The 25,403-nt window shown below is 70.6% G+C and carries 22 protein-coding genes and 3 pseudogenes; 7 read left to right on the top strand and 18 right to left on the bottom strand.

Annotation, left to right across the window (positions count from 1 at the left end; all coding sequences use genetic code 11):
• Positions 1-356: 356 nt before the first annotated feature.
• The 3 genes from ACFV5H_RS15005 to ACFV5H_RS15015 form a co-directional block, all read right to left on the bottom strand.
• Positions 357-1,634 carry an RNA polymerase sigma factor gene (locus tag ACFV5H_RS15005; RefSeq protein ID WP_385194971.1) on the bottom strand — a complete coding sequence of 426 codons (1,278 nt, stop codon included), beginning with the start codon at positions 1,632-1,634 and terminating at the stop codon, positions 357-359.
• Positions 1,631-1,993, bottom strand: a complete 363-nt coding sequence (locus ACFV5H_RS15010) for a YciI family protein (RefSeq protein WP_385051447.1) — start codon at positions 1,991-1,993, stop codon at positions 1,631-1,633. Before ACFV5H_RS15010 ends, ACFV5H_RS15005 begins: the two co-directional genes overlap by 4 nt.
• Positions 1,994-2,590: 597 nt before the next feature.
• On the bottom strand, positions 2,591-2,989 hold the full coding sequence (locus tag ACFV5H_RS15015; RefSeq protein WP_385194974.1) for a hypothetical protein: 399 nt from the start codon (positions 2,987-2,989) through the stop codon (positions 2,591-2,593).
• A 164-nt stretch (positions 2,990-3,153) separates the two neighbouring features.
• On the opposite strand from ACFV5H_RS15015, the pseudogene ACFV5H_RS15020 reads away from it, so the two are divergent.
• Positions 3,154-4,956: pseudogene (locus ACFV5H_RS15020) on the top strand (Tn3 family transposase); the annotation flags it as partial.
• Between the two features lie 140 nt (positions 4,957-5,096).
• Here the strand turns inward: ACFV5H_RS15020 and ACFV5H_RS15025 are convergent.
• Together ACFV5H_RS15025 and ACFV5H_RS15030 are read right to left on the bottom strand one after the other, a co-directional pair.
• On the bottom strand, positions 5,097-5,888 hold the full coding sequence (locus tag ACFV5H_RS15025) for an SDR family NAD(P)-dependent oxidoreductase (RefSeq protein WP_385194976.1): 792 nt from the start codon (positions 5,886-5,888) through the stop codon (positions 5,097-5,099).
• Between the two features lie 66 nt (positions 5,889-5,954).
• Positions 5,955-6,872, bottom strand: coding sequence for a helix-turn-helix transcriptional regulator (locus ACFV5H_RS15030; RefSeq protein WP_385194979.1), 918 nt, complete (start codon positions 6,870-6,872; stop codon positions 5,955-5,957).
• 289 nt (positions 6,873-7,161) lie between these two features.
• Between ACFV5H_RS15030 and ACFV5H_RS15035 the strand changes: the two genes are divergently transcribed.
• Positions 7,162-7,374, top strand: a complete 213-nt coding sequence (locus ACFV5H_RS15035) for a hypothetical protein (protein WP_385194981.1) — start codon at positions 7,162-7,164, stop codon at positions 7,372-7,374.
• Between the two features lie 233 nt (positions 7,375-7,607).
• On the opposite strand, the pseudogene ACFV5H_RS15040 reads toward ACFV5H_RS15035, so the two are convergent.
• The 8 genes and pseudogenes from ACFV5H_RS15040 to ACFV5H_RS15075 form a co-directional block, all read right to left on the bottom strand.
• Positions 7,608-7,790 (bottom strand): annotated as a pseudogene (locus tag ACFV5H_RS15040) (IS3 family transposase); the annotation flags it as partial.
• 447 nt (positions 7,791-8,237) lie between these two features.
• A complete protein-coding gene (locus tag ACFV5H_RS15045) occupies positions 8,238-8,651 on the bottom strand; it encodes a hypothetical protein (RefSeq protein ID WP_385051469.1) in 414 nt (137 codons plus the stop codon).
• 57 nt (positions 8,652-8,708) lie between these two features.
• On the bottom strand, positions 8,709-9,380 hold the full coding sequence (locus ACFV5H_RS15050; protein ID WP_385194984.1) for a nucleotidyl transferase AbiEii/AbiGii toxin family protein: 672 nt from the start codon (positions 9,378-9,380) through the stop codon (positions 8,709-8,711).
• Positions 9,377-9,742 carry a hypothetical protein gene (locus ACFV5H_RS15055; protein WP_385051473.1) on the bottom strand — a complete coding sequence of 122 codons (366 nt, stop codon included), beginning with the start codon at positions 9,740-9,742 and terminating at the stop codon, positions 9,377-9,379. Before ACFV5H_RS15055 ends, ACFV5H_RS15050 begins: the two co-directional genes overlap by 4 nt.
• Before the next feature lie 190 nt (positions 9,743-9,932).
• Positions 9,933-10,751: a hypothetical protein gene (locus ACFV5H_RS15060; RefSeq protein WP_385194987.1), complete on the bottom strand. Its 819-nt coding sequence runs from the start codon at positions 10,749-10,751 to the stop codon at positions 9,933-9,935.
• Between the two features lie 11 nt (positions 10,752-10,762).
• A complete protein-coding gene (locus tag ACFV5H_RS15065) occupies positions 10,763-11,641 on the bottom strand; it encodes an XRE family transcriptional regulator (RefSeq protein ID WP_385051476.1) in 879 nt (292 codons plus the stop codon).
• The gene (locus tag ACFV5H_RS15070; protein ID WP_385194990.1) at positions 11,641-11,886 is read right to left on the bottom strand and encodes a hypothetical protein; all 246 of its coding nucleotides are present in this window, start codon (positions 11,884-11,886) and stop codon (positions 11,641-11,643) included. The genes ACFV5H_RS15065 and ACFV5H_RS15070 overlap by 1 nt, the downstream gene beginning before the upstream one ends.
• Positions 11,887-12,339: 453 nt before the next feature.
• Positions 12,340-12,624: pseudogene (locus ACFV5H_RS15075) on the bottom strand (IS200/IS605 family accessory protein TnpB-related protein); the annotation flags it as partial.
• A 185-nt stretch (positions 12,625-12,809) separates the two neighbouring features.
• On the opposite strand from ACFV5H_RS15075, the gene ACFV5H_RS15080 reads away from it, so the two are divergent.
• The 3 genes from ACFV5H_RS15080 to ACFV5H_RS15090 all read left to right on the top strand — a co-directional run bounded on the left by ACFV5H_RS15080 (position 12,810) and on the right by ACFV5H_RS15090 (position 14,940).
• The gene (locus ACFV5H_RS15080; protein ID WP_385194993.1) at positions 12,810-13,724 is read left to right on the top strand and encodes an NADP-dependent oxidoreductase; all 915 of its coding nucleotides are present in this window, start codon (positions 12,810-12,812) and stop codon (positions 13,722-13,724) included.
• Positions 13,725-13,759: 35 nt separating this feature from the next.
• Positions 13,760-14,239 (top strand): MarR family winged helix-turn-helix transcriptional regulator, encoded by a 480-nt coding sequence (locus ACFV5H_RS15085; protein ID WP_385194995.1) that lies wholly within the window; start codon positions 13,760-13,762, stop codon positions 14,237-14,239.
• A 113-nt stretch (positions 14,240-14,352) separates the two neighbouring features.
• Entirely contained in the window at positions 14,353-14,940 is a 588-nt protein-coding gene (locus tag ACFV5H_RS15090; RefSeq protein ID WP_385194998.1) for a DinB family protein, read from the top strand.
• Between the two features lie 122 nt (positions 14,941-15,062).
• Here the strand turns inward: ACFV5H_RS15090 and ACFV5H_RS15095 are convergent, their stop codons facing one another.
• On the bottom strand, positions 15,063-16,238 hold the full coding sequence (locus tag ACFV5H_RS15095) for a site-specific integrase (protein WP_385051487.1): 1,176 nt from the start codon (positions 16,236-16,238) through the stop codon (positions 15,063-15,065).
• A gap of 188 nt (positions 16,239-16,426) precedes the next feature.
• Between ACFV5H_RS15095 and ACFV5H_RS15100 the strand changes: the two genes are divergently transcribed.
• Positions 16,427-16,945, top strand: a complete 519-nt coding sequence (locus ACFV5H_RS15100; RefSeq protein WP_385051489.1) for a hypothetical protein — start codon at positions 16,427-16,429, stop codon at positions 16,943-16,945.
• Positions 16,946-16,999: 54 nt separating this feature from the next.
• Here the strand turns inward: ACFV5H_RS15100 and ACFV5H_RS15105 are convergent, their stop codons facing one another.
• On the bottom strand, positions 17,000-21,454 hold the full coding sequence (locus ACFV5H_RS15105; RefSeq protein WP_385195001.1) for a trypsin-like peptidase domain-containing protein: 4,455 nt from the start codon (positions 21,452-21,454) through the stop codon (positions 17,000-17,002).
• 78 nt (positions 21,455-21,532) lie between these two features.
• The gene (locus ACFV5H_RS15110; protein ID WP_385051492.1) at positions 21,533-21,961 is read right to left on the bottom strand and encodes a CU044_2847 family protein; all 429 of its coding nucleotides are present in this window, start codon (positions 21,959-21,961) and stop codon (positions 21,533-21,535) included.
• 650 nt (positions 21,962-22,611) lie between these two features.
• On the opposite strand from ACFV5H_RS15110, the gene ACFV5H_RS15115 reads away from it, so the two are divergent.
• Positions 22,612-23,151 carry a GNAT family N-acetyltransferase gene (locus ACFV5H_RS15115; RefSeq protein WP_385195004.1) on the top strand — a complete coding sequence of 180 codons (540 nt, stop codon included), beginning with the start codon at positions 22,612-22,614 and terminating at the stop codon, positions 23,149-23,151.
• Positions 23,152-23,247: 96 nt separating this feature from the next.
• Here ACFV5H_RS15115 and ACFV5H_RS15120 read toward each other — a convergent pair whose 3' ends face one another.
• Positions 23,248-23,643, bottom strand: a complete 396-nt coding sequence (locus ACFV5H_RS15120) for a hypothetical protein (RefSeq protein WP_385195006.1) — start codon at positions 23,641-23,643, stop codon at positions 23,248-23,250.
• Positions 23,644-24,126: 483 nt separating this feature from the next.
• Positions 24,127-25,365 (bottom strand): tyrosine-type recombinase/integrase, encoded by a 1,239-nt coding sequence (locus tag ACFV5H_RS15125; RefSeq protein ID WP_385051498.1) that lies wholly within the window; start codon positions 25,363-25,365, stop codon positions 24,127-24,129.
• Positions 25,366-25,403: the final 38 nt, after the last annotated feature.

The raw sequence follows: 25,403 nt of genomic DNA on the forward strand, positions 1-25,403 counted from the left end.
CCAGGCGCAGGACGTGCGGCGTCCTGACGATCGTCGAGTCCGTCGAAGGCCGCGCGAGGCCCGGTACCGGACGCGGGGGAGAAGCATCGTCCGTGCGGATCGTGCGCCATGCCTTCGCGGCCCCGGTCCGCCCTCTGACACCGACGTCGTCGTGAGGGGTGGGCGCGGATCCCGATGCGGCCGGAGGGGTCCGGGGAGATTCCGGCGGAGACGGTGCAGGTGGCTCGGACGGCGTTGTCGAAGGGCGGTCCGGCGATCCGGGTGCCGGACGAGCTCGGGGAACTCCGTGCGGCCACCGCGGCTGTTGATGTCGACGTCGGCGTCCGTCACCTCGTACCGGAAGGCCCCGGTCGCCCTCACCGGCATTTCTCGCCCGGTTGTGCGCGGGCCTCCAGGCGGTGGGCGCGGGTGCTGAGGTGGCGGCGCTCGGGGGTGCTGGTGGTGCGGCGGGCGGCTTCGCGGTAGGAGGCCGCCGCGGCCTCGTGCTCGCCGAGGAGTTCCAGGAGGTGGGCACGGGTGGCGAGCAGGCGGTGGTGGCGGGCCAGGCGGTGGTCGGTCTCCAGCGCTGTGAGCAGGCCGAGTCCGGTGGCCGGGCCGTGGACCATGGCGACGGCGACCGCGCGGTTGAGGGTGACCATCGGGTTCGGCCCGAACCGTTCCAGGAGCTCGTACAGGGCGAGGATCTGGGGCCAGTCGGTGGCGTCGGTGTCCTCGGCCTCGTCGTGCACGGCGGCGATGGCCGCCTGCAGCTGGTACGGGCCGACCCGGCCGCGTGGCAGGGTCCGGCTGATGAGGCCGACCCCCTCGGTGACGAGCCGTCGGTCCCACCGGCTGCGGTCCTGTTCCGCCAGCGGCACCAGTTCCCCGGACGGGCCGGTGCGGGCGGGGCGGCGTGCGTCGGTGAGCAGCATCAGCGCGAGGAGACCGGCGGTCTCGGTGTCGTCGGGCACCAGGCGGTGCAGCATCCGGGTGAGCCGGATCGCCTCGGTGGACAGTTCCGGCGCGGTCAGGTCGGCACTGCCGGTGGTGGTGTATCCCTCGTTGAAGACGAGGTAGAGCACGTGCCGCACCTCGGCCAGCCGCTCGGCGAGGTCGGCCCCCTCCGGCATGGCCAGGGAGGTGCCGGACGCCTTGACGGTCTGCTTGGCGCGGCTGATGCGCTGGGCCATGGTCGCTTCGGGCACCAGGAAGGCTGCGGCGATCTGTACGGTGGTCAGGCCGCCGACCGCGCGCAGGGTCAGCGCGATCCGGCCGGCCGGTGACAGCGCGGGGTGGCAGCACAGGAACAGCAGGGCCAGCGAGTCGTCCCGGTCCGCGTCGGGCACGGTGTCGGCGGCGTGGCCGAGCAGTTCGGCCCGCGGGGTGGCCAGGGCGAGGGCGTCCTCGCGGCGCCGGCGGGCGCTGTCGCTGCGGATCCGGTCGACCAGCTTGCGGGAGGCGACGGTGACCAGCCAGCCCCGGGGGTTGTCCGGAACGCCGGCCTCGGGCCACTGCAGGGTGGCGGCCAGCAGGGCTTCCTGGACCGCGTCCTCGCACGCGTCGAAGACGCCGTAGCGGCGTACGAGCGTGCCGAGGACCTGCGGCGCCAGCTCGCGCAGCAGGTCCTCGGCGGCGTGGTCCGCGGCGGTCGTCACACGTCTGCCGCGGACTCGTGCAGCACCGGCCACAGCTCCACCGGCTCCACGTCGGCGAACGGCATGTCCGCGGCGATCTCCTGCGCCCGTTCCAGGCTGTCGCAGTCCAGCAGGTAGAAGCTGGCGATGTACTCCTTGGTCTCCAGGTACGGGCCGTCGGTGACCGCCGGGACGCCGTCCTCACGGCGCACGAGCTGGGCGTTGGCCGCGTCCGCCAGGCCGTAGGCGCCGAGGAGTTCACCGCTCTCGCGGTACTTCTTGTTGAACGCCTCCTGCCTGGCGATCGCCTCCGGCCACGCCTCGGCGGGGAAGGAGTCCCACTTGGCCTGGTTGCCGTAGATCATCGCGATGTACTTCATCTCGGGTGTCCCCTCGCTCCCGCGCGCCCCGTCGGCGCGCTGTCACCCCTCAGTCGGAGCGGGAAACGGTTCCTCGACATCCGACGACGACTTTCTCCGGAATCTTTTTCCGCGCCGCCGTCGACCGGTCCGCACACCGGAGCGGCGCGGACGATCAACCTACAGCCCGGCTCCCCGCCGACGTCGCCCCGGCGTCCCGGGCCAGGGACTTCGGCTCTCCGGGCGTGCCGAGCCCCGCGGTGTTCGGCTCCACCCGGCCGTCATCCTGCGTCTCGACGCCGGCCTTCGCGGCCGGTCCCGCCTCCGCGAGCCGGTCCGCGGGCTGCTTCCGCCCGGCGGCCGGGGTGACTTCAGTGGTCGAGGGAGTCGTCGGCCGTCCGCCGCGCGCCTTCGCCCCATGGGCCGCCGCACACGCCGGCGCCTTCCGGCCCTGATACGCGGTAAGGGCACCACCGACAGCACCGAGCCGAACGAATGACGGGCGGGCTCCTCAGGCTCCAAGATCACCCATTTGCCCTTTTGGCGGGTGTCCCGACCGCACCCGCACCGGTCCCGGGGCCGGCCGGAGGGACCCTCCCGAGGGTGCGGACCGGGCGTCTACTGGTCGGGGTGGACGGCCTGGACGCCGGTCCCCGCGTACGCCTTGGGCGTCAGGGTGAGCAGGAAGCGGCCGGTGGGGTGGGCGGGGGAGGGGCGGGCGGCGTGGACGGCGTGGACGGCGGCCCAGGAGTGTCCGAAGCGCAGCAGCTCGGTGGCCGTGACCGCGGCGTCGGTGTCGAAGGCCTCGATGCGGATGAACCGCAGTCCCTTGATGTAGCCGAGGAGCCCGGGTCGCTCGGCGTCGCCGGCCGTCAGCGACAGCACGGGTGCGTACAGGGTTCCCAGCCCGCCGGAGGCCTGGACGTAGAACGCCGCGACCGCCTCGTTGAACGGGTCCTTCGGGTCGTACAGCGCCGCGGCGGTCGTGTGGTCCAGGACGACCGGGATCGCCCCCACTACGCGGCTGTCCGGGGGGCGTGCCGCGTCCCGCCCAGGCGCTCCAGCAGTGCCCGTGCCTTCGCCTCGGCCTCGGGGCCCGGTGCGGTACCGAGGGCGGAGGCGAGCTCGGCACGGGCCAGCTCGGCGCGCTCGGCGTACTCGGCCCGGGTCGGGGTGCCCTGCGCGAGGTGGACGACAAGCTCGTGCCGCCCGCGTGGCGCAAGGCGGTGTACGCCAACCCCGAGCTGCCGCAGAGGGCTGTGGACCGGGACGCGTACGTGGTGGAGCAGTTGCACCGGGCCTTGAACAACCGTGACGTCACCGCGTCACTGTCGCACCGCTGGTCCAACCCGCGCGCTCGCCTCCTGGACGGGCCTGACTGGGACGCGGTCGAGGCGGACGTGCTGGTCGGGCTGAGCCTGGACATGCCCGTCGAGCGGTACTTGGCGGAGCTGGTACGTGGCCTGGACACCGGGTGGAAGCAGCTCGTCGAACGCCTGGAGGAGGCGGGGCCGGCGGCGAAGGTTTCCATCGAGGCGGCCGGTGACGGGCGGGTGAAGCTGAACGTCGACAAGCTCGGCGCGCTCGGCGAGCCGAAGTTCCTGACTTGGCTGCGGGGGCGGATCGAAAAGACGCTCCCGAAGATCGACCTGCCGGACCTGCTGTTCGAGGTGAACGCCTGGACCGGGTTCCTCGACACCTTCGTCCACCTCGGCGACGGCACCACCCGGATGAAGGACCTGCACACCTCCATGGTCGCGCTGCTGGTCTCCGAGGCGTGCGACATCGGCCTGGCCCCGGTGGTCAATCCCGGCCACGAGGCCCTGACCCGAGCCCGGCTCGTGCACGTCGACCAGTGCTACCTGCGGGCCGACACCATCACCGCGGCGAACGCCGCGCCGATCGCGGCCCAAGCCGAGATTCCGATCGTGCAGTTCTGGGGCGAGGGGCTGCTCGCCCCCGTGGACGGGCTGCGGTTCGTCGTCCCCGTGCGGACTGTGAACGCGGCGCCGTCGCCGAAGTACTTCGGGTTCAAGCGGGACATCACCTGGCTCAACGCGGTCAACGCCCAGGTCGCGGGCATCGGGCAGATGGTCGTGCCCGGCACGCCGCGCGATTTTCTGCACATCCTGGACGCGCTGCTGAACCTGGACGGCGGGGTGAAGCCGGAGATGGTGGCGACCGACAACGCCTCCTACTCCGACATGGTCTTCGGCCTGTTCAAGATCCTCGGCTACAACTTCAGCCCGCGGTTCCGCGACCTGGACGACCAGCGGTTCTGGCGGGCCACCATGCCCGGCGTCGAGACCGGCACCTACGGCCCGGTGGAGGACCTGGCCCGCAACCGCGTGAACCTGAACAAGGTGATCACGCACTGGCCAGACATGCTGAAGGTCGCCGGTTCCCTGGTCACCAACCAGGTCCGCGCCTACGACCTGCTGCGCATGTTCGGCCGCGACGGCCGCCCGACCCCGCTCGGGGCGGCGTTCGCGGAGTACGGGCGGATCGCCAAGACCGAGCACCTGCTGCGCGTGGTCGACCCGGTCGACGACACCTACCGCCGGCAGATGAACCGGCAGCTCACCGTGCAGGAGTCCCGCCACAAGCTGGCCCGGGACGTATGCCACGGCAAGCGCGGCACCATCCACCAGGCGTACCGGGACGGCATGGAGGACCAGCTCGGCGCGCTCGGCCTGGTCCTCAACGCCATCGTGCTGTGGACGACGAAGTACATTGACGCCGCAGTCGCCCAGCTCCGCGCCGGAGGCCACGAACTGCGGGACGAGGACATCGCCCGCCTGTCCCCGCTCAAGCACCGCAACCTGAACCTGCTCGGCCGCTACAGCTTCACCGCCAGGGTCCCGGCCGACGGCGCCCTGCGCCCGCTGCGCGACCCGGACGCCCCGGAACTGGATGATGACGACGACGGGCGAGTCCCGGCTGGAGCTGCCCCTGTCGGCCAGGGCGCAGTCGGCACGGGCTGATTCGACTCCGTTGATTTCAAGGAAGATCGTGTGAGCTCCGGGGCAGTAGCGTCCGGAACGAGTACTCGCGTGCTACCTGGATCTGTGCACAGGCCGCATGGAAGGGGACCAAGGCTCATGGGCCGTCGGCCCTTGTGGGCTTACGGCTTGGCGTTGGCGCCCTGACGGCGGGCCTTGACGGGCTCGGGGAGGAACCGGTTGAGCAGGGCCTGGCGCTTGGTGGCCTTGTCGCCTCCGACGACATGGTCCTTGCCGGCGAGGAGCGCGTCGACGCCCTGCTTGGCGACCAGGCGCTTGTCGTTCTTCTGGCCCTTGCCGATGGAGGTCTTGCCCATGCCGGCGCGCTGGTGGAAGTCGCTGTCGGTGGCGCCGGGCAGCAGCGCGGTGACGGTGACGCCGCTGCCGCGCAGCTCTTCGCGCAGGGACTGGGCGAAGGAGTAACCAAATGCCTTCGACGGCCCGTAGACGGTCTCGTAGGGGGTGGGCATGGTCGCGGAGATGGAGGAGGTGATCAGGATGCGTCCCTGGCCTCGGGCCAGCATGCCGGGTACGACCCGCTTGGCGAGGTGGACGACCGCGTTGACGTTGAGGGCGATCAGCTTCAGTTCGTCGTCGAGGTCGGTGTCGGTGGCGAAGGCGCCTCCGATGCTGACGCCGGCGTTGAGGACGGCGACGTCGAGGGGGCGGTTGATCTCCTGGACCTGCTTCCACAGGTTCTCGACGCCGTCGTAGGTGGCGAGGTCGGCCCGGAGCGGGTAGACGGTGGCGCCCTGGGCGCGCAGCCGTTCGGCGACGGTATCGACGGAGTCGCCGCGGCCGGTGCCGATGATGTCGTAGCCGCGGGAGGCGAGCTGACGCGCGATCTCGGTACCGATGCCGTTGGAGGCGCCGGTGACGAAGGCGAGCGGCCGGTTTGCGGATGTGGCAGGCATGATCACTCCTTGTTCCGAGCTGTGTGGGGGGAGCCGGGCCGGCCGGGCGGGACGCCCTGGCGGGGACTAGGTGTGGCGGGGGTCTCGGTCGCCCGTCTTGTTCTGCTGAGGCGGGGTCGTGTCCGTGTTGGCATCGGCGGTCTGGGGGGCGGACTGGGCGTACCAGCTGGCGAGGATGCGCAGTTTTTCCAGGTCGTCGTCGGTCTTGCCGGCGTAGACGAAGAGGATCTGGTCGGGGTCTCCGGGCAGGGAAAGCGCTTCGTAGGTGATGTCGAGACGGCCGACGACGGGGTGGTTGAACCGCTTGGTGCCCCAGGTCCGCTCGACGACGGTCCGCTCGGCCCACCACGCGCGGAACTCGGGGGACACCGAGCTCAGCTCGGCTACGAACTCGGCGATCTGCGGGTCGTGGGGGTTGCGGCCGGCCTCGGCGCGCAGCACGCCGACAACTTCGGAAGTGACCTGCGCCCAGTCGAGGTAGAGGGAGCGAGCGCCTGGGTCGAGGAGCATCCAGCGCAGCAGGTTGCGCTCGTTTGCCGGGCGGTGGTTGAACGGGGTGAACAGTGCGTCGAGGAGATCGTTGGACGCCAGGACCTCGTTGCGGCGGCCGAGGACGAAGGCGGGCTGGTCGTGCAGTCCGTTCAGCATGCGCAGCAGCTCGGACCGCACCCTCTGGGGCGGCGCCTGTTCGGTGATGCGGCGGGGCTGCGGACGCAGCAGGTCGCGCAGGTACTGGGTCTCGGCCTGGGTGAGCTGCAGGGCTTCGGCGATGGAGAGGATGACGCCTTCGGAGGCACTGGTGAGCCGCCCCTGTTCCAGGCGGGTGTAGTAGTCCACGCTGACCCCGGCGAGCTGTGCGACCTCTTCGCGGCGCAAGCCAGGTACCCGTCGGCCCGGGTAGTTCGCCAGGCCGACCTGTGAGGGGCGGACTGCGTCACGCCGGGTGCGCAGGAACTTCTTGATCTCCTCGGCATTGTTCGCCATACGCCCCAGTGTTCCCCGGCTTGCGTCGCCGATCCAGCAGCGTGAGGGGGAAGGTCTTTCCCGGGCAACAGTGGTCCCCGCCAGCGGCTTGGCCTGCGTGTTTACGACGTGCATGAATGGTGGGGCGGCCATTGCAGCGACCGAAAGGGGCCGCGCCCCGCCTGCCGCGTGCGTAGCACCGGCCCGGGGCGGGAGCCGCTTTCCTGGTACACAGCACCCCGCCGCCGTCACTGATTGTGATCGGCGTGGGAGGGGTGCGCCCGTTTCTTGAGGACGATCCGCATCGTGAGTGCTTCGCAGAAGCGGCAAGGAGCCCTGCGACCCCCATGCCGCTGCCCGGGCGATCATCACCGCCCTCGCCGGCGACACCCACCCGCAGCGCCTGCTGCCGGGCGCCCCGGCGTACAGCATGGCGATCGAGCAGCTGGAGTCGATGCTCGCCGAGATCCGCGCGAACGAGGCACTGACGAAGTCGGCCGACTTCGACGCCCCCACCGCCTGACCCCCTCGGACACGCCGGCCGGTGACGACGCCGTACCCCGGGCTTGTCACCGGCCTGCGCCCACAGGAAGCCCCACTGCCTACCCCGCGCCCCGCACGAAAGCCAGCCGATGAGCACGCACACCTCGAAAGGCGCTTGGGACTGCTGCAGGGTTGGGTGACAGCGGGGTTTATGCGGACAGGGCTGCGGCTGGGGTCATGATGGTCTCGTACTCGACGGGGGCAATCGGGTCAGGTGACGACCGCGATCCTCAATTCCTGGCGGGTGGCCCAGGTGCGGCGGTCGAGGACGTTCTTCTGCAACAGCGCGAAGAGGCTCTCCACGGCCGCGTTGTCGCCGGCCGCACCGACCCTGCCCATGGAGCCGATCATGCTGTGCCGTGCGAGAACGGACACGAACTTCCGTGAGCTGAACTGCCTGCACTCAGCCGGTCGTCGCAGTCGCCACCATCTTGTTCAGCACCTCGCGCAGCACACACTCCTCCCGGCCGAAGGTCGGCCAGAGAGTCCCCGCCAGGTGCGGCGCCGAAGGCTGCATGCAGGCACTCGGCTACGGGGAGGGCGCAGGGCCGCAACCGGCTCGGGGGGCCGACCGGTACGGCGGGCCCACATCTCGAATGCCACGGTCATGAACGGTGGTAGGGGGCCGTTAACGAACGGCGAACCAAGTGACAGGTAGCTCAGCGTGATGGACCATGTCCGTACTTCCCGTGCACTCGACCATGAACGCGCTGGTCACCCGCGCAGACGACTTCGGACATTGACAAACCGGACGCCACCGAGGACGACGACGAGATCCGACCGGCGTGGCGGGGCGAAGGGGTGGCCAGTGACGTTAAGGAGCCCGGCGGGCTTGTCTTATCGTCACTGGCCATTCGCGGAGTCGGCGTCTTCTGCCGGGAAGCCCGAGACCAACCTCAAGAATCCGGCGGACACGAAGTAGGGATTGCCGGCACGGCCCAGCACCTCAATCTGGACCGCGTCCCCGTCGCACTCCATCACGCGGTACTTGTCACCGGCGTTCAGCCTCAGGCCGCTGTCGTCTCCGCCGTCGGAGACGACCTCGAAAACCTGGTCCTTCGTCGCGCAGGGCGCGTTCCTCTTCGCAAGAGCGGCCTTCGACGCTTTGACTGCCTTCTTCACTCCGGCTTCGGCGCATCGCAGGACCACATAGCCGCCCGTGGCGACCCCGGCCCCGACGATGACCGTGGCCTTGGCCGGCCCACCGAGATTCTTGACAACTGTCGTTATCGCCTGGTATCCACCGAGATTGCCCATCCGCGTCTTCCTTCCAGCCGTGTCCGGCGATCTTATCGACGCGGTCCGCCGCGGCCTTCAGGTGTCCTGAGAGCCCTCGTCCTCGCCGAGCCGCTGGTCGAGGTCGCTCGTCCACCGCTGGGCCCATGCCCTGAGCTCCGTGATCTGCTCCCCGGTGAGGCCGTAGGAGGCGAACTCCTCGTCGTCGTACCACTCGGCGCCGGCCAGGCGGTCACGCAGGTCCTGGCGGCGGAACTCGTCGCGGCCGTGCCGTTCGCCCAGCCGCTCGAGCTCGGTGGCCGTGTGGTGGACGGAGGCGGCGTGGACGTCGATCAGGTCGCGGACCGCGCCGCGGTCGGCGAGAGCGCGGACCTTGGTGCCGATCACGTCGTCGAGAGCGAGGACGGGGCCGTACTCGGTGGTGAGCGGCGCGGCCCACAGGTTCTCCTTGAGGACGTCCACCTCGCAGTCCTCACCGGTGTCCGGGTCGGCCGCCACGAGGCGTGCCGACAGCGGGTCGACGCCGATCATCGTCACGCGCCAGCCCCGTTCGGTCAGTGCCCGGCGCAGGTGCTCGGCGATGTCCGCCATGGGGGCGGGGTTCTCCGTGGCGACGTCGAGGTCCTGGCTGAGCCGGTCGACCAGGCCGTGCGCCTGGACGGCGTATCCGCCGGTGATGACCAGCGGGTAGGGCGTGCCGATGGCGAGGACGTCGGACAGGAGACGGCGGTGCAGGTCGCTGAGGTTCACGCGGCGGCGGACGCCTCACGGGCGAGCTCGGGGAAGGCGTCCTCCCACACATCGCGGATGTGCCTGCTGACCAGGGTGCGCAGCGCCGGCCACTGGGAGGCGAGCAGGTCCCGGTTCAGGAAGGCGAGGAGGTCCTGGCGCCGTCCTTCGGCCAGGACGGTCCGGTAGAGGCTCATCCGCTGACGCGGCCGGTCGAGGTCGTACGCGCGCAGGCCGGACCAGGCGATGTGCAGCGGGAGCTCGACCCGCCCGTGCACCGGTCCGGTCAGCTCGTCCAGGCGGCCGGGCAGACGACCGGCGTACCGGGCACGCAGCACCTCTGCGGCGGAGGGTTCGAGCGAGCGGTGGTGCAGCGGGTCCATGCCCGGCATTATCCCTCCGTTCGCCGAGTCCGTCGAAGGCCGCGCGGGGCCCGGTACCGGACGCGGGGGCCGAGGAGCATCGTCCGTGCGGATCGCGCACCATGCCTTCGCGGTCCCGCTCCGCCCTTTGGCCTGGCCCGACCGCACGGCGGAGCGCGATCGTCCCGCTGCCACGCGGCCGGTGTCCGGGTCAGGACGTGGCCGCGCCCCGATATGCGCAGGACGGCCGTGCCCGGGAGTCCTCGTTCCGGTCGTGGTCCGTGCGGACGGGCAGGGCGGGCGCGGTGGCGCGAGGGGTGCGGGTACGGGCTTTCCACGGTGGGGTGGCGGTGAGGAGGAAGTCGATCCTGTCGGCGAACCGGGGTTCGGGGACGGGCAGTTCGATGTTCGGGTGGCGGTCGTAGTGAGGAGTGACGGCGTCGGCGACGTAGTTGGTCAGGGCGTCGATGCGGTGGGGCCGGCGGCGGCCCGGGGCCGCGAGTTCGCTGAGGATGCGGAGCACGGTGGGGAGTCCGGCGTCGAAGCGGATGTCCGTGGGCGGGCATGCGCCGACGACGGTGAGGGGTTCCGACGCCCCGGCCTCGGGGGTGAGGTCGAGGCCGGTCTGCTGGGCGTAGAAGGCGGCGGCGTGCTGTTCGCCGCGGACGCGGTGGTGCAGGGAGAGGGTGTAGCAGGCCGGGGGGTGGCCGTCGCCGGCGGCGTACTGCCACCAGAAGCGGGCGCCGTCCTCGATGCCCGCGAGGTGGAGGGCACAGCCCAGGAGCCAGGCGCTGTGGTGGTCGGGGACCTGGTCGGTGAGGAAGGCCAGGACGTCGGGGGTGAGGGCGGTGACGGCGGTTTCGCACAGCGTGTGCAGTTGCCGGGCCGCGGCCGGGTCGGGGCCGGCGGGCGGGGCTGCGGCCGGCAGGGGGGCGGGGCGGGTGCCGTCGTCGTGGGGGACGGTGTCGTCGGGGACGTCGGGGTGATGGTGCAGGCGGGCTCGGGCGAGGAGCTGGTCGATGGCAGACATGGCGGGCGGGGTCACTCCCGGGTGTCGGGGGCGTCGAGGAGGGCCTCGACGGTGGCGCGGGCGTGGTGGTCGACGGCGTGGGCGATGGCGGGGCTCAGGCCGAGGACGTGGGGGATGCGCTGGTCGGGGATGCCGCACAGGTAGTGCAGGACGGCGACGTCCATCTGGTCGTCGGGCAGGCGGCTGACGGCGTCGAAGAGATCGACCAGTTCGGACAGGGCGATCATGTGTCCGGGGTCCTGGCGGGTGCGGATCTCGCGGGTGGAGAAGACGGCGGCGCGCAGATCGGGGTGGCCTTCGTGGCGGGGGGTGCGGAGCATGACCCGGGAGCGCAGCAGGAGCCAGGCGTAGCGGTTGAGGTTGGCGCTGGCGGTGGCTTCGTTCCAGGAGAGCCACAGGATGTCGTTGGTCTCCGCGACGACGCCCCGGGCCCGCCGGTCGGTCAGGAGGAAGGCGCGGGCGTATTCCAGGTAGGGGTGGTACATGGTGTCGGTGAACGCCTGGTAGGGCAGCGGGGGTCCTTCGGCTTCGTGGGCGACCTGCTCGATGCACTGGCGGATCCACTCCGGGCCCTTGTCGGCTTCGCGGGCGGCGGCCGTCCACAGCCGGCGCATGGGTTCCGTGGGGATGTCCAGGGCGCGGATCACGCTGAAGGTGATCTCCCAGGCGGGGTAGTAGCCGTTTCCGCGCAGGAGTTCGCTGATCCGGGTCTTGGAGTAGCCGGACCGGTCGACGAGGTCGTCCAGGGTCAGGCCGCTGGTGCGGTGCACGTTGCGGACGGGTTCGAGCCAGGCGCGGTGCAGCGGGCCCGCTTCCGGGGAGATGGGGGCCGGCGGGCGGCCCCGTCTGACACTGTGCGGTGGGGGCTGGGCGGCATCGGACGACGGCATCACCGCGGCGCCTCCTGACCGTCCCGCCGCCGCCCGGCCGGGTCGCCGGCGGAGGACGGTACGGCGTCCACGGGACGGGAACGTCCGTCGGACGCCGTGAGCGCCTGGACGACCTGCTGCACGAGCAGGCCCAGGGAGGGCAGCAGGACCGCCGCGGCGGCCGCGTGCCCGAGCACGGTCATCACCGTGCTCCATGTGAGGGCCGCCGCCAGGACGACAGCGGCCACCACCTTCTTACTCGACATCGCACTCTGTTCCTGTGATCGGACGGCACCAACGAGCCCTCCGTCAGGCGGTGCTGAAGCGCCGTCAGGAGGGACCGCCAGAATGGCCGCACACAGCCGTCCGACGCTATGTGATCATGGGATTACGGAACAATAAGAAGATCCGCCACCTCGCGCTACGCCCCGCCACCCGCCTCGCGGGCCTCGTAGCGCGGGGGTTCATCCCTTTGAGGAGAAAAACAGCACTTCTGCTCTGCAATTGCACGCGATCCCTCATCATGGATGCTCGCAAGGCGCCACTCGACGCCGCACCACGTGCGGCCCCCTGTGCTGAAGAAGGAAGAGGGGGCCGCACGACCCACCGTCCGTGCGCCTCGGCCCCACACGGCCGGGCGAGAGGACCGACGGGTCCCCCGTTCACGCCGGTGCGAAGGACCGTTCCCGGTCGGTGAGCAGGATTGGCTCCTGGGCCCGTCACCGCTCGCTGCGGACATCCCGAACGGTGTCGGGTGTCCTGGTCGCCCGCGTTCGCTCCGTTTCCGGCGGCACGGAGCATGCCCGTGGCCCGGGAACGCGGGGGCGAGGTCCCTCGCGCCCGGGAGCCTCCGGTCCGGCCCGGGCGGTCCGACGCCCGGGAACATCGCTCCGGTGCGCACGGGGCGGTGCCGTCCGACGCCGGAGGGGATGCCCCTGGGCGCGTCGTCCGGTCGCGATGCCCGCCGCGTCGTGACGGGCGGTCGTGCGGGCGGTGCGGGCAAGGAGCCCGTCATGCAAGGCCGGTACGGCACCGAAGCACAGGTGCGGCCCTGGCCGCGCCGGCAGGCGGGCCGCCTCCGGGATCCCGCCCGAAGCAATTACTTGGCTAGCCACATAATCGGTGTTACTTTTATGTGGCTGGCCACATGAAGTGGTCGGCGCGGCATCCCACGCGAGGAGACCCAGTCATGAAGGCCATTGTTTTCGACACGTTCGGCGGCACCGAGGTCCTGCACGAGGCGGAGATCGACACCCCTCGGCCCGGCCCCGGCCAGGTCCGTGTGCGGGTACGGGCTGTCGGCGTCAACCCGGTGGACGGCAAGATCCGCTCCGGTGTCATGGAAGCGATCTTCCCCACCACGCTGCCCGCCGTGCCCGGCGGGGAGATCGCCGGTGTGGTCGACGCCGTCGGCGAGGACGTCGACCACCTGAAGGTGGGGGACGAGGTCCTGGGCTGGTCCGACACCGGCTCCTACGCCCAGTACGCCCTGGCGTCCGCGGCCGTCCTCGCGCCCAAGCCGGCCGGCCTGGACTGGACGCACGCCGCCGCCCTGCCCGTGGCGAGCGACGGTGCCGAACGCGTGCTGGACCTGCTCGGCGTCACCTCGGGTGAGACGCTGCTGATCCACGGAGCGTCCGGCGCGCTCGGCACCATCGCCGTCCAGCTCGCCGTCGCACGCGGCGCCCGCGTCATCGGCACCGCCGGACCGGCCAACCAGGAGTACGTCACCTCGCTCGGCGCGACCGCGCTGGTCTACGGGGACGACCTGGTCCAGCGGGTCCGCGAGCTCGCCCCCGGCGGGGTGGACGCCGTCTTCGACGCCGCGGGCAAGGGCGCACTGGAGGACTCCATCATCCTGCGCGGCGGCACCGACCGGATCGTCACCACCGCCGACTTCCGCGCCCGTGAACTCGGCGTCGTCTTCGCCGAGGGCCCGCAGCGCCGCTCCGCCGCCCGGCTGGCCGAACTGGCCCGGCAGGCCGCCGACGGCACACTGGTGACCACGATCAGCGCCACCCACCCGCTGGCGGAAGCCGCCGAGGCGCAGCAGGCCAGCGACGGCGGCCACAACCGCGGCAAGATCGTCCTCACCGTCAACTGACCGATCACCCCCATCCGTGCGACCAGGGAGCAGCAATGTCCGACACCACCTCACCCGAGCTGCCGGACGCGGCGCGCGACGGGCGACTGAGCTACGCCGTCTTCCAGCTCGCCCGTGCACACCGCGGCCACGCCGCCGCCATGCTGCGCGCCCTGAACCTGCACCCGGGACAGGAGCTGCTGCTGATGCAGCTCTTCGACCGCGACGGCCGGACACAGGCGGAACTTCTGGAGCGGGTCGGCCTCGACCACTCCACCGTCTCCAAGTCACTGCGCCGTATGCAGGAGGCCGGGCTGCTCACCCGGGAGCCCGCTCCCCACGACCGGCGGGTCATGGTGGTCCACCTCACCGATGCCGGCCGCGCCCTGCGGGAGCCCATCGCCGACATGTGGCGCACCCTGGAGCAGATCTCCGTACGCGACCTGACCCCTGACCAGGTCGAGATGTTCACCATGTGTGCGCGCACCATCGAGAAGTCGGTCAGGGACCACAGCCGGCAGGCACCCGTCGAGTGATCGGGCACGGGCAGGCGAACCGCCCGCAGAGCAGCCTCGCCGCAGCCGACTCCTCTTCTCTTCCACACACGGGATCTTGAGGCCACGAGCAGCGCGTGGCAGGCTCATGCCGCGTGATCGATGAATTCGCGAAGGACAGCCTGCACGGGAGACTGCGGCGGGACCGCGAGGCGCTGCTCTGGAAACTCGACGGCCTGTCCGAGTACGACGCCCGCCGGCCTCTGACGGCGACCGGGACCAACCTCCTCGGCCTGGTCAAACACGTGGCCACCGTCGAGGCCAGGTACTTCGGCGAGGTCTTCGACCGCCCTTCCCCGGAACCGCTGCCCCGGTGGCAGGACCACTCCGACGGCAGCGATCTGTGGGCGACCGAGGACGAGACCCGCGACCAGATCACCGGGTTCTACCGGCGCACGTGGGAACACTCGGACGCGACGATCGACGGGCTTCCCCTCGACGCCCCCGGCCACGTGCCGTGGTGGCCGGAGCCTCGTCCCAACACGAACCTGTTCGCCGTCATGGTCCATGTCCTCGGCGAGACCATCCGGCATGCCGGGCACGCCGACATCCTGCGCGAGGGCCTCGACGGCCGGACCGGGGTGCGCGCCGAACACGAGAAGCAGATCGACGAGGAAGCCCGTGCGGCCCACTGGGCGAAGATCGAGCAGACCGCCAGGTCGGCCGCACCGATCAAGGCCTAGTCGGACATACCAGGCAGCCTGATGTCAGCTCCCCTACGGGCGCTTGCGATTTCTGAGCACCTCGGCCACCCGATATATCCCCTCTCGGTCGCCCGTCACGTGATGATTGAACTGAGCTTCAGTCAAGTCCCGTACTGTGCACGGGCCTTGGCGCGGGCCGCGTGCAGTGGGTTGTTCGTCTTGCCCCGGGCGGGTTCGATGTAGTGCTTGAGGACCGTGGGGGAACCGGGTTTCCACCGGCCCTGGGCGGTCGGGTCTCCGCCCGCTTCGGAGATCTCCTGTGCCGGGCCCCGGCGCAGGCCGTGCGCGGTCACCGCGCGGCCGCCGGGGGCCTTGACGCCGGCGAGCCGGGCGCGGGTCTTGACGATGTTCCCGATCGCGTCGGGGCTGAGGAAGTCGCCGCGCGGCCCGGAGCGCGGGCGGATGGTGCCGCCGCGGGTGATGTGCCGGAACAGCGGGCCGGACGTGATGCCGTGACGGCGCAACTCCTCCAGCCACGCGCGTACTTGAACGACGGGGCAGAGGGACGGGGCCTCCGGGTCGGCCGGTACGAACGTGTCCTCGCCGTGGGCGGCCTGGTCGGTCTTGGAGAACGCCACGCGCACGGTCACGCCGTCGTCCTCCACGGCCAGGTGCTCGACCAGGAGGTTGGCGAGCTCGCTGCGGCGGGACAGCATCCCCCATCCGAGGGTGAGCAGCGCGGCGTCCCTCAGGGCCTTCGGCTGCTCACGCTCGTCGGCCGCGGTGCAGGTGGCCACCATGGCGAACAGGGCCGCGGTACGGATCGGCGGCGCCTTCCTGGGCGCGCGGCGCCGGGCCCGGTCCCGGGCGTGTCTGCGGAGGACCTGCCGGGCCTCCTTCGTTCCGGGCTGCTGTCCGTCGGGGTGGGCGGAGCGGATCGCCGACATGTGGACCTGGACGGACGAGGGCGCCAGGTCCCGTTGCACCAGGTGTCCGACGTACTCCACGAACGTCGCCGTGGTGCACGGCATCGGCACCCGGCCGTTCTCGGCGCACCAGGTGTGGAACTGCCCGAGGGCCGAGCCGTAGGTGCGGGAGGTGTTGGCGGGCGGCGCCCCGTCGATCAGGTCGGCCGTCTCCTGTGAGATCCGGAAGTCGGCTTCGGTGTACGTCGGCCGGTCGGCCGTCGTCGGGATCGGGGCGTCCGGCCGGAGCAGCGTGTGCCGGCCGACGAGGGGGCGGTGTGCCGGCGTGTCCGCGAGGGCGGGGAGCGCCCGGTTCTCGTCCTCGTCGACCAGCTCGGCGTCGACCACTTCCACGGCGACGGAGTCGGCCATGTGCCCCTCCCTCAGAATAACCTTGTATAAGGGAAATTATAGGAGGCTATCCACGTCCTGCCGCCACACTGCCCGAACGAATGCAGAATTCCGGCCCGTTCCTCCGGGTTCTGTACGGAGAGGGGATCGGCGGGTCATACTCCCATGCAGACCCCGGAGAACCGGGTAAGCATCTGTCGGAAGGCTTGATGAAGATCACCATCGAAGGCGCCTCGGAGGAGTTCGAGCGGAAACTGCTCGACCTCGTCGCCGAGCACCGCCACGAACTGACGGTCACCGCGGACACCGAGTGGACCGTCGACCGGGCCGAACGCTACCTCCGCTCGCTGCCCGCCGGCGCCCGCCGGTTCGCCCAACTCGTCATCGACCGCCACGGCATCGCCAGCGCCGTCCTGCTGCGCGAACAGCTCGGCAAGCTCAACGGGCCCACCGTCGCCCTGTCCCGCGCCATCCCGCGCGGGGTGCGCGAAGGCTGGTGGCCGGAGGGCACCCGGGCGCCCATCACCGTGCTGTACGACCCGGAGAACCCCTCGTGGCAGAAGGCCGTCGCCTACCGGATGAGCGCCGAGAACGTACCCGTCTTCCGAGCCGCCCTCGACCGCGTGGCCGCCGCCCGGGGGACCGCCGGACGAGAAGCCGGAGAGGTGAGTGCCGGTACCGGGGCATCCCGCGCGCCGGACGTCCTCGGTCGAGCAGAGGACCGGTGACGGCCGGAGTCGCGGAGCTTGCCCCGCGCTCCGGCACAGGGGCGGGTTCCGGCCTCAGTCCTGCGCGGGATCGGGGCAGACCTTGTCCGGCAGCCGGCCGGGCAGGCCGCGGCGTTCGTCGTCGGTGAGGCCACGGCCGATCACCTTGCACAGGTGCCGTTTCCACAGGGTGGGGTCCAGCCGGGTCAGCGAGAGGGGAGACTTCCCGAGCGCGTCGAGTGAGGACTCCGGGGCGGGAGAGCCGAACACGGCTGTGCCGTCCCTGGTGGCGGAGATGACGCGCTGGTTCTCGGCGAACTCGTAGGTCTCCCGATACGACGGATCGTCTGCTTTCAGGAAGGTCACAGAACTGTCAGCGGCCAGAAAGTAGTGTGCGCCACTGGGGTTGCCCGTTGCCCACTCGCCAGGCCGCAGCGGCTTGGGGAAGGCTGCCACCCGACGTGGTCGTTGTCCCGGTTCGACGGACCACAGCTCCAGGATGCGTCCCGAGGTCAGTACGGCCATATAGCGCGTGTCCTTGAGGAAGTACGCGGTGAGGAAGTCGTCGGCGAATCGGATGTGGAGGTCTTTCCTCTCCCGTTCTGTGCGCAGGTCGACGGCGTGCAGGTCCGGTTCGCCGTCCACGCTGACCGCCAGGAGGTCCGGGTCGCGGTGGGCAGTCACGTAGTAGTTCGGCCGGCTCCCTGAAGTGAGCCGGAGGTCCTTCAGATCGATCGAGGAGAGGCGACGTCCCTCACGGGCGTCCCACTGTTCGACGCGGGACCCGACGACCGTCACGAGCCGGTCACCGGGCAGGAAGACGAGGTCGACGGGTTCCAGTTCGCCTTCGTCACCGGGCTCGGTGAAGAGGTCGTGGGGGTCCCAGTCGACGACGGGTGGTACGACGGCTGTCCTGAACTCCGATACGCGGCGCAGGGACGGCAGTCGGCGGATCGTCACCCGATTCTTGTCCGACACGTCCGCCATCAGCGTCTCGGCCCTGTTGATCGCGATGACCTGTTCCTCGGCCGGCGGTGTCTTGGCCTTGACGGACACTTCGGCCAGGTTGCGTTTGTCGCCCTCGGTTTCCATGACGCGGAGGGCGTCGCCCTTCTCTCCGAGGCGGACGAGCACCGTGCGTCCGTCCCCGAGCAGTCTCGGCACGCCGTATGCGGTTTCTCCCTCGGCGCTCACCAGAGTTCGTCCGGAGATTGAACTGTCGTCCTTGAAGGCCAGGACAGGCTCCCGTTCGGAGCCGAGCAAGGGTAGTTCCGGAGTGATGTCGAAGCTGGATACGCCAGAAGGAGGTATGAATTTTCGTGGTCGATCGTCGCCGTTGGCGTTGACGATTTCCCAGGTGTCTCTGAGACCGGTCAGGGCAAACCGGTCGCCCTTGGCGTCAAGGATCGTAGGTCCGCACGAGGTGTAATCGGCTCGGTAACTGCGCAGGACTCGCCGGTCCGCCACTCGTATCGTCTGGTACAGGGCGTTGGCTGAGGACTCGCTGTCCCTTTCATGGCAGGTGATGACCACGGTTCCGTCACTCGACACACCGCTCTCTTTGCCATCCGTGACCAGGCGTCGCCTCGTACCGGTCCGGATGTCGACCGCGTCCATCATCTCGGTGTAGGACGAGGTGGTCCCCATTGCCATCAACGTGGCGTCGTCAGGGCCGAACCAAATGGACTTGATCCCGGGAATGATCTTCGGCAGGTCGTGTCGGCGCCCCGTCTCCAGATCCCAGACACGTACGGGGAACGTCGTGGAATCGGCCGCTGTTTCGACGAGGTAACGGGAAGTACGCGAGAAGTCGATCAGCTTACGCAGGTTGCCCCAATCATCCGACTTGGCCTTTACCGGTGGACCTTTGAGTAGATGCGCAGGTCCCACCGGGTACTTCGCCGTGGGTGTGACGTCGTGCCAGACAACAGCCCGGTCCTCGTCGCGCACATACGCGATGCGCCGCCCGTCCAGACTGACCGTAGGTTCCAGGACATTGGGACGGAGGCGGAGGTTGACCTGACGCACCTCGCCCCGCTTCGTACGCAGGAACAGCGTCGCGCGCCGGGTGTCGGAGGTCGCCAGAGTCACCGCGCCGTCCGCGCTCATGGCGACGCCGTCGATCTTTCCCTCGACGCCCGACAGGATCCATGCCTTTTCCTTGAGCGCGGCGTACCGGCGCAGCAACGCGTTGCGGGCTTCCTGAGTCGGGGAGATGTCGTAGCCCGCTATCGCGGCCAGGGCGGCCTGGGCGGGATTGGTGTCGGCCAGTTCGTCCGCCTGCACGGCCAGCGTCCTGGACCGGCCCTCCGCCGCCCGCTTCTCGCTCACCCGGGACTCCTGGACGAAGAACACGATCAGGGCGGCGATGAGCGCGAAAGCGAGGCCGCCGGCCGTCCAAGCCTGCCGGATGCGCCGCTGCCGGGCACGGTGCTGCTGTTGTATCGCGTGCTGTATCGCGCGTCGCTGGCTGTCCGCGAGGCCGAGGAAGTCGTTCTCGGCCGCCGTCAGTTCGTCGGTGCGCCCGGCGAGGCGGCTCTCGAGGGAGACGAGTTGCGCGCCCCGCGGCAGGAGCTCGTCGGCACGTCCCGCGTTCTCCCAGCGTTCCCGGTCGTGCTGCAATTCCGCGCGTGCCGCGAGGAAGTCCCGGTCCTCGCGCACCACTTCGGCCAGAGCCGGCCAGGCCGTGATGAGGGCTTCGTGGGCGAGTTCCACGCTCTCCGGCACACCGGCCCCGCCGTGGAGCACCAGCAGGCGCTCGTCCTTCCCGGCGAACAGCACGGCCAGGCGCCAGCGCCGCTCGCCGGCCTCCGCCCGGGTCAGCACCCGCCGCAGTGCGGGGGCGCCGCTGCCCGGCACCACGCGTACCAGTCCGGCGAGGAGCCGCCGCGCGTCCGTGACGGCTTCCATGTCGTCAGGGGTCTCCGCGGAGTCCGGGGAGCCGGTCCCGGTCACGGACGGGACGTACTTCCGCCAAACCTCCTCCGCGTGTCTGCGCAGTGCGCCGGAGACGCCGCCGGCCCTCTCGTACGCCTCGACCCTCAGGCGGCCGCCCGACTGTTCCTGCCACAGGTGCCGCAGGACGAAGGAGAGGAGGGGGAGGGCACCGGGCTCGCTGCCGGCGTCATCGAGGATGCGGTGGGCCAGCCCGGGTTCGTAGGAGACACCGGGGACGCGGTCCACGGGGCGGGTGATGACGGCGTGGAGCTGCTCCCGGGTCATCGGGGTCAGCGGCAGGACGGCTCCCCGTTTCAGCGCCGGGCCGAGGTGTTCGTGGCTGAGGGCGGCGTCGACGAAGTCGGCGCGCAGGGTGAGCAGCACCCGCATCCCGGCGGTGCGCCGGGCGGGGAACAGCACCGACAGGAGGGCCGTGAGTTCCCCTTCGGGCAGGTCGAGCAGTGCCTCGGCCTGGTCCAGTACGACGAGGAGGTCGGTGGTGGCGCTGCCGGTGAGCCGGTGGACGGTGTCCGCGAGGCCCGCCCCGGTCAGCCAGATGGCGACCCGCTCGACGCCGAGGGCGCGAGGTGGCCCGAACCGTTCCTGGCGGGCCAGTTCGAGGAGTGCGACCGCCAGGGCTTCCACCGGACGGGAGGTGCGGCCGCAGTGGACGACCACCACCTCGTGGCCGGCGCGGCGCATCACGGGCGCCACCCCGGCGAGGGCGAGGGAGGACTTGCCGCACCCCGAGGGTCCGCACAGCGTCACCGCTGCACGGTCCCCGCGCAGTGCCCTGACCACGGACTCCGTGTCCTCCTCGCGGCCGAAGAAGACGTCGGCGTCCTCCTCGCGGAAGGGCTCCAGGCCACGGAAGGGCGTCGGGGCCAGGAACGCCCGGGCGAGGGCGGGGATCTCGTCGGCGAGCGCCCCGAGGTGCAGCATGTACGCCTGCTGGTCGTCCCGTGCCGGCCCCGCCGCCACGATCATGCCGACGACGGCGCCGAGGGCGTTGTCCCAGACCGGGCTGCCGCTGAACCCGCCGGTGACCCGGACCGTCTGTCCGTCGGCCCGGGACAGCTGTACCCAGCCCTTCCCCGCGGGGCCGAGGAGACTGCCCCGCTGCCACACGGGCCGGTCGGAGCTGTCGGTGAAACCGACGATGCGGGACCCGTGTTCCCACAGACGCCGGGACAGGCTGGTCGGCAGTGGCCGCGCCCCCGGCACCGGATCGAGCAGTCGCAGCACGGCCACGTCGCCGCTGCGGTCCTCCCGGATCGGCACCCAGTGCGTCACCTCCGCTTCGACGTCGTGCCCCGGGGTTCCCGACCCTGTGAGGAGCGGCAGGTCGACGGTGACCCGGGCCCCGGGGAGCACCTCGGTGTCGCGGGGTTTCCCGAGCGCGTCGCACACCACGTGGGCGCAGGTGACGACGAGCCCGTCGCCGACGAGGAATCCGGTACCGGCGGAATCGCCGTGCCCGTTCCGGAGACGGACCGTCCCGGCGGCGAGGACGGTGTCGGCGTCCTCGTGCCCGCCGTGCCCTGCGTATCCGGATCCGGCCGCGGTACGGCCGGGATCGTCCTGGTCGTGCACGGGGGCCTCCTCGGTGCGGTGGGGGGAGCGGGAGGGTGCCGGCAGTGCGACGGCGGATGCCGGCCTGCCTTACGGGATTCAGCCCCCGGAGGCGGGTTCACCCACCGGGCCCCGGCCCGTGGACTCCGGTCCGGGTGCGGTTTCCGGCACCACGTCCGTACCGGTGGGGCTGTTGTGCCAGGTGAGGCTGACGGAGAAGTTGGCTTCCGCGGAGGAGCCCGCGATGAGGACCTTCGCGTCGGCGGAGAGCGACATGCCGAATGCGAGGGTCGCCTCGTCCGGCGGCTGGAGCATGCCGCGGCAGCGGCCGACGAAGGCGTCCGCGACCGGCCGTACGACGTCCAGCATCTGTTCCAGGGACTGCTCGGCCCGGGCGACGGCACGGCTGCCGCGTCCGACGCGCACGACCTCCTCCCCGACGTCGTTCACCTGCACTCGTACGACCTCGCCGCCGCTCCCCAGCGGCACGTCGACCACGTACACGGCTTGACCTTCCGACAGCGGCATGACGTCTCCGGATCATGAACTGCACCTCTGTTCAAACGAGTTAGGCGTCCCGGAGGTGCGCGGAGAGGTTACCCGGCGGCGTACCGGGAGTCACGGGGCCGACGAGGGCGGTGTGTCGGCGTCCCATCGCCTCTGTCCGGGGCCGCGAACGGGCCGGTGACGCGGCTCCGCCGAACTCGGAGCGCTCCGAAATCCCTACCGAACTCGGAACGGTTCACGACGGCCGGAGGTACGGCCTGGGCCTGGAGAGCCGGCCGCTGCCCTGCGGCGGCCTCTACTGGGGCCACGGCGGCGACGTCTTCGGCTACCAGACCGCGGGCGGCGCCACAGCCGACGGCAGACAGGCGACGGTCATGACGAACGTCGACCCGGATGGAACGGACGCGCAGGACGACGGCGTGCAAGCCGCCGTCCGGACGGGGTTGTGCGAGGGGCGCCCTACACACCCCGGTAGCGGTCCGACGCCACTTTCGCCGCCACCGCCATCCTCATCGTCCTCCATGGCCGGGCACGCGGTGTCGCCCCTGTCATGAAGTGAACTCGGTCCACCAGGAGCTGTCCGCCGTCTCCCGTTGGGCATCTCAGGGGATGAGAGGTCAGAGGCTCCGCGAGTCTTGATCGCTGCTGGGGCCGCTGATTGGCTGGCCGACATGAATGATCTCGGGCCCGTTGCGTGGCCGCCTGCACCGATCAGGACCGAGAGGCTCGTGCTGCGTGAGCCCGAGACCCGGGACCGTGCGGCGTTCATCGAGCTGCTGGCATCGCCAGAGGTACACACCTATCTCGGCGGCCCCCGCCCCCGTGACGAGCTTGAGCGCGAGATGCCCGAGGCGCCCGAGCGGTGGCCCGGGAGCTTCGTCGTTGATCTGGATGGGGTGATGATCGGCCAAATCCTGCTCAGAAGAGCAACGGAAGACCATCGCCCGGCTGCTGCGGGGAAGGTCGACCTCGGCTACCTGTTCCTGGCACGGGCGTGGGGATTCGGGTATGCCGTCGAGGCGTGCGCGGCGGCACTGGACTGGCTCGAAGAGGTCCTTCCAGGTGAGCCGGTGGTGCTCGCCACCCAGACCGCCAACGTCGGCTCGATGCGCCTCGCGGCAAAGCTGGGATTCACCGAAGTGGAGCGGTTCCGGGCCTGGGACGCCGATCAGTGGCTCGGCCAGCGGTCTCCGGCACCGCCCTCCGACTGAGCCCGACAGCTCGCATCTGCCGAGGAGCCACAGACCCACCTCGCAGCAGCTGCTTGACATAGGAGCAAGTGAACGTGGCCTCCCGCCCCCCCTTGCTCAGGTCATGTCCCTTGTCGTGGTGTAGTCGACGTCCACCGCGCGCTCGGTGAGGTAGTCGACCAGGAGGTCGCGTATCGCGGTGCAGGTGATGCCCTGCCGGTCGACCAAAGCTGCCGGTGTCAACTGCCCGGGCAGCATCACCGTCTTCAGCCGTGCAGGAGCGTCGGGGCCGAAGACGCCGAGACCCGCGAGGAGCGCGTAGAAGAGGTGCTTGCCGTGGTAGCCGTTGGTCTGGTGCTCGCCGATGGCGTGCTGCAGTTCAACGCAGTCGCCGATGGTGATGTCGTGGACGGTGCCGCCCTTGGAGGCGACGATCCAGGTGACGCGGTTGAGCGCGTTGTTGCAGTCGTTGGATCCCGCGTGACCGGTGGCCGTGTACTGGTCCTTGAGCACCGCGAAACCGTCGGGGGTCGGTGACGCTGCGGATGTGCGCCGGCAGTTGCGAAGGGCTCTGTCGCAGTAGCCACCGGTAGGCGGGGCGTACGACTTGTCCGCCCAGCAGCGGGATCATGCCGCAGCACCACAGATCGGCGCGGTCGTACTTGCGTGCCCGCTGGTGCTCGGCGAGCCACTGCATCGGCAGCCGCGTCCACTCCCGGCCTGCTTCCTCGGCTCCGCTGGCCACCCAGCGCTCCTGCCAGGTGCGGCCGGGCTGGTCCTCCAGCCAGCCCAGCAGCTTGATCAGACCGCGGTGCCGTGTGCGCAGGTTGGCGTCGCTGTCCGCGGTGAATGGCAGCGCGAGTGTGCGCTCCAGCACCTGTTCGCGCGGTTCCTCCGTCTGCCACCAGGTGGCCGGCGCTTCGCGCTTCTCCTGGCCGGGAGGCAAGGGAGCGTGACGGACGGGGGCGGAGGGCTGGGCAGTTACGGTCGCGGTGGTCATGCCGGGCCTCCGCCGAGGGCGGCCGTGCCGAGCAGCGTCTGAAGAACCTCGGAACGGTAGCCCGGGGCGGGCATCACCGGTTTGACGGGCTCCGTGGCTTGCCGGGCGTGGTGGGCCAACACGTGCGCGACGACCTCGTTCTCGGCGGGTTCAAGGTACTGCTCCGTGGTGCTGATGTGGAGATGTCCAAGGACCCATTGGACGTCGGTGAGCGAGAGCTTGGGGTCGCGCACCATGCGTTTGGCCGCGCTGTGCCGCAGATCATGCAGGGTCCAGTTCGCTCCCAGGGTCTCGTTGGCCCGGGTGAACACCATGCGGGCCGCGTCGTAGCTCAACGGCCTGATCGGGCGCCGGAGGGTCCACCCCAGCGGCTCGTCCGGCCCGTCGATGGCCTGGGGGCGGATTTGCTGCTGGTAGAGCCGCAGCCAGACGAACGCGTCGCTGGAGGCGGGGATCCATTGCAGGGCCCGGGAGCCCTTGCGGATGACACCGATCGTCTGGTCACCGGGGCTGACCCGGTCCCGGCTGACGCCGAGGAGTTCCGAGGCGCGCGGGCCGGCCGAGATGTAGAAGGCGATCAGCGCGCGGTCGCGGTGCGAGGGCAGGGCCGCGAACAGTTCGTTGAATGCCTGGTCGGGGATGCCGCGTGGGGTTCGCCGGGGTTCCTTCGGTTGGTAGGGGGCCCGGCGGGCAGGGTGCTTGAAGACGTGCATCGGGTTGTGATGGGCGTTGAGGTGCTCGTCCTCGGCGCGCTTGGTCTTCGGGAACGGGTTGAGCAGGGGACGTCCGTGCATGTCGCGGTGGTACTCGTAGAAGCTGCGGACGACTGCCCGCGCGTGCCTCCGGGTGCGGGGCGCGTAGTTCTCGCCCGCGTACCGCTTGCCGGTCACCGGGTTGACCGACCCGGGCGCCGGAGCGTCCGGCCGCCGGGGTCGCGGCGGCTTCTTGACCATCTTCAGCCACAGTGCGAAGTCTCGGGCCTCCGCCCGGCTGGCCCGGTCCCACTGGACGTCGACGGCCCACAGGAACCGGAACCAGGCCAGCAGCTCGTACGCATACGAGCGCAGCGAGGCCGGGCTGTCGTCGTTGGCGAGCGTGTCGAGGAGGAACTCGCTGACTGCCACCACCTCAATCCCGTCTCGGTCGAGCAGCCGGTACGGCAGCGACGGATCGCCGGTCTCCTGGACCCGGCCGACCCTCGGCACCGTCAGCGCCGTGACGTCCCGTAACTGCACGCTCTCTTGCACCTGAGCCCCAACGAGTTGCTGTGGTC

The sequence above is a fragment of the Streptomyces sp. NPDC059787 genome, from assembly GCF_042732315.1.
Classification (GTDB): Bacteria; Actinomycetota; Actinomycetes; order Streptomycetales; family Streptomycetaceae; genus Streptomyces; species Streptomyces atrovirens.

Coding starts and splice junctions, on each gene's coding strand:
- ACFV5H_RS15010 (WP_385051447.1), bottom strand. CDS start 1,993: ATGAAGTACATCGCGATGATCTACGGCAACCAGGCCAAGTGGGACTCC.
- ACFV5H_RS15025 (WP_385194976.1), bottom strand. CDS start 5,888: ATGCCTGCCACATCCGCAAACCGGCCGCTCGCCTTCGTCACCGGCGCC.
- ACFV5H_RS15030 (WP_385194979.1), bottom strand. CDS start 6,872: ATGGCGAACAATGCCGAGGAGATCAAGAAGTTCCTGCGCACCCGGCGT.
- ACFV5H_RS15045 (WP_385051469.1), bottom strand. CDS start 8,651: ATGGGCAATCTCGGTGGATACCAGGCGATAACGACAGTTGTCAAGAAT.
- ACFV5H_RS15055 (WP_385051473.1), bottom strand. CDS start 9,742: ATGGACCCGCTGCACCACCGCTCGCTCGAACCCTCCGCCGCAGAGGTG.
- ACFV5H_RS15060 (WP_385194987.1), bottom strand. CDS start 10,751: ATGTCTGCCATCGACCAGCTCCTCGCCCGAGCCCGCCTGCACCATCAC.
- ACFV5H_RS15065 (WP_385051476.1), bottom strand. CDS start 11,641: ATGCCGTCGTCCGATGCCGCCCAGCCCCCACCGCACAGTGTCAGACGG.
- ACFV5H_RS15070 (WP_385194990.1), bottom strand. CDS start 11,886: ATGTCGAGTAAGAAGGTGGTGGCCGCTGTCGTCCTGGCGGCGGCCCTC.
- ACFV5H_RS15080 (WP_385194993.1), top strand. CDS start 12,810: ATGAAGGCCATTGTTTTCGACACGTTCGGCGGCACCGAGGTCCTGCAC.
- ACFV5H_RS15085 (WP_385194995.1), top strand. CDS start 13,760: ATGTCCGACACCACCTCACCCGAGCTGCCGGACGCGGCGCGCGACGGG.
- ACFV5H_RS15095 (WP_385051487.1), bottom strand. CDS start 16,238: ATGGCCGACTCCGTCGCCGTGGAAGTGGTCGACGCCGAGCTGGTCGAC.
- ACFV5H_RS15100 (WP_385051489.1), top strand. CDS start 16,427: ATGAAGATCACCATCGAAGGCGCCTCGGAGGAGTTCGAGCGGAAACTG.
- ACFV5H_RS15110 (WP_385051492.1), bottom strand. CDS start 21,961: ATGCCGCTGTCGGAAGGTCAAGCCGTGTACGTGGTCGACGTGCCGCTG.
- ACFV5H_RS15115 (WP_385195004.1), top strand. CDS start 22,612: ATGAATGATCTCGGGCCCGTTGCGTGGCCGCCTGCACCGATCAGGACC.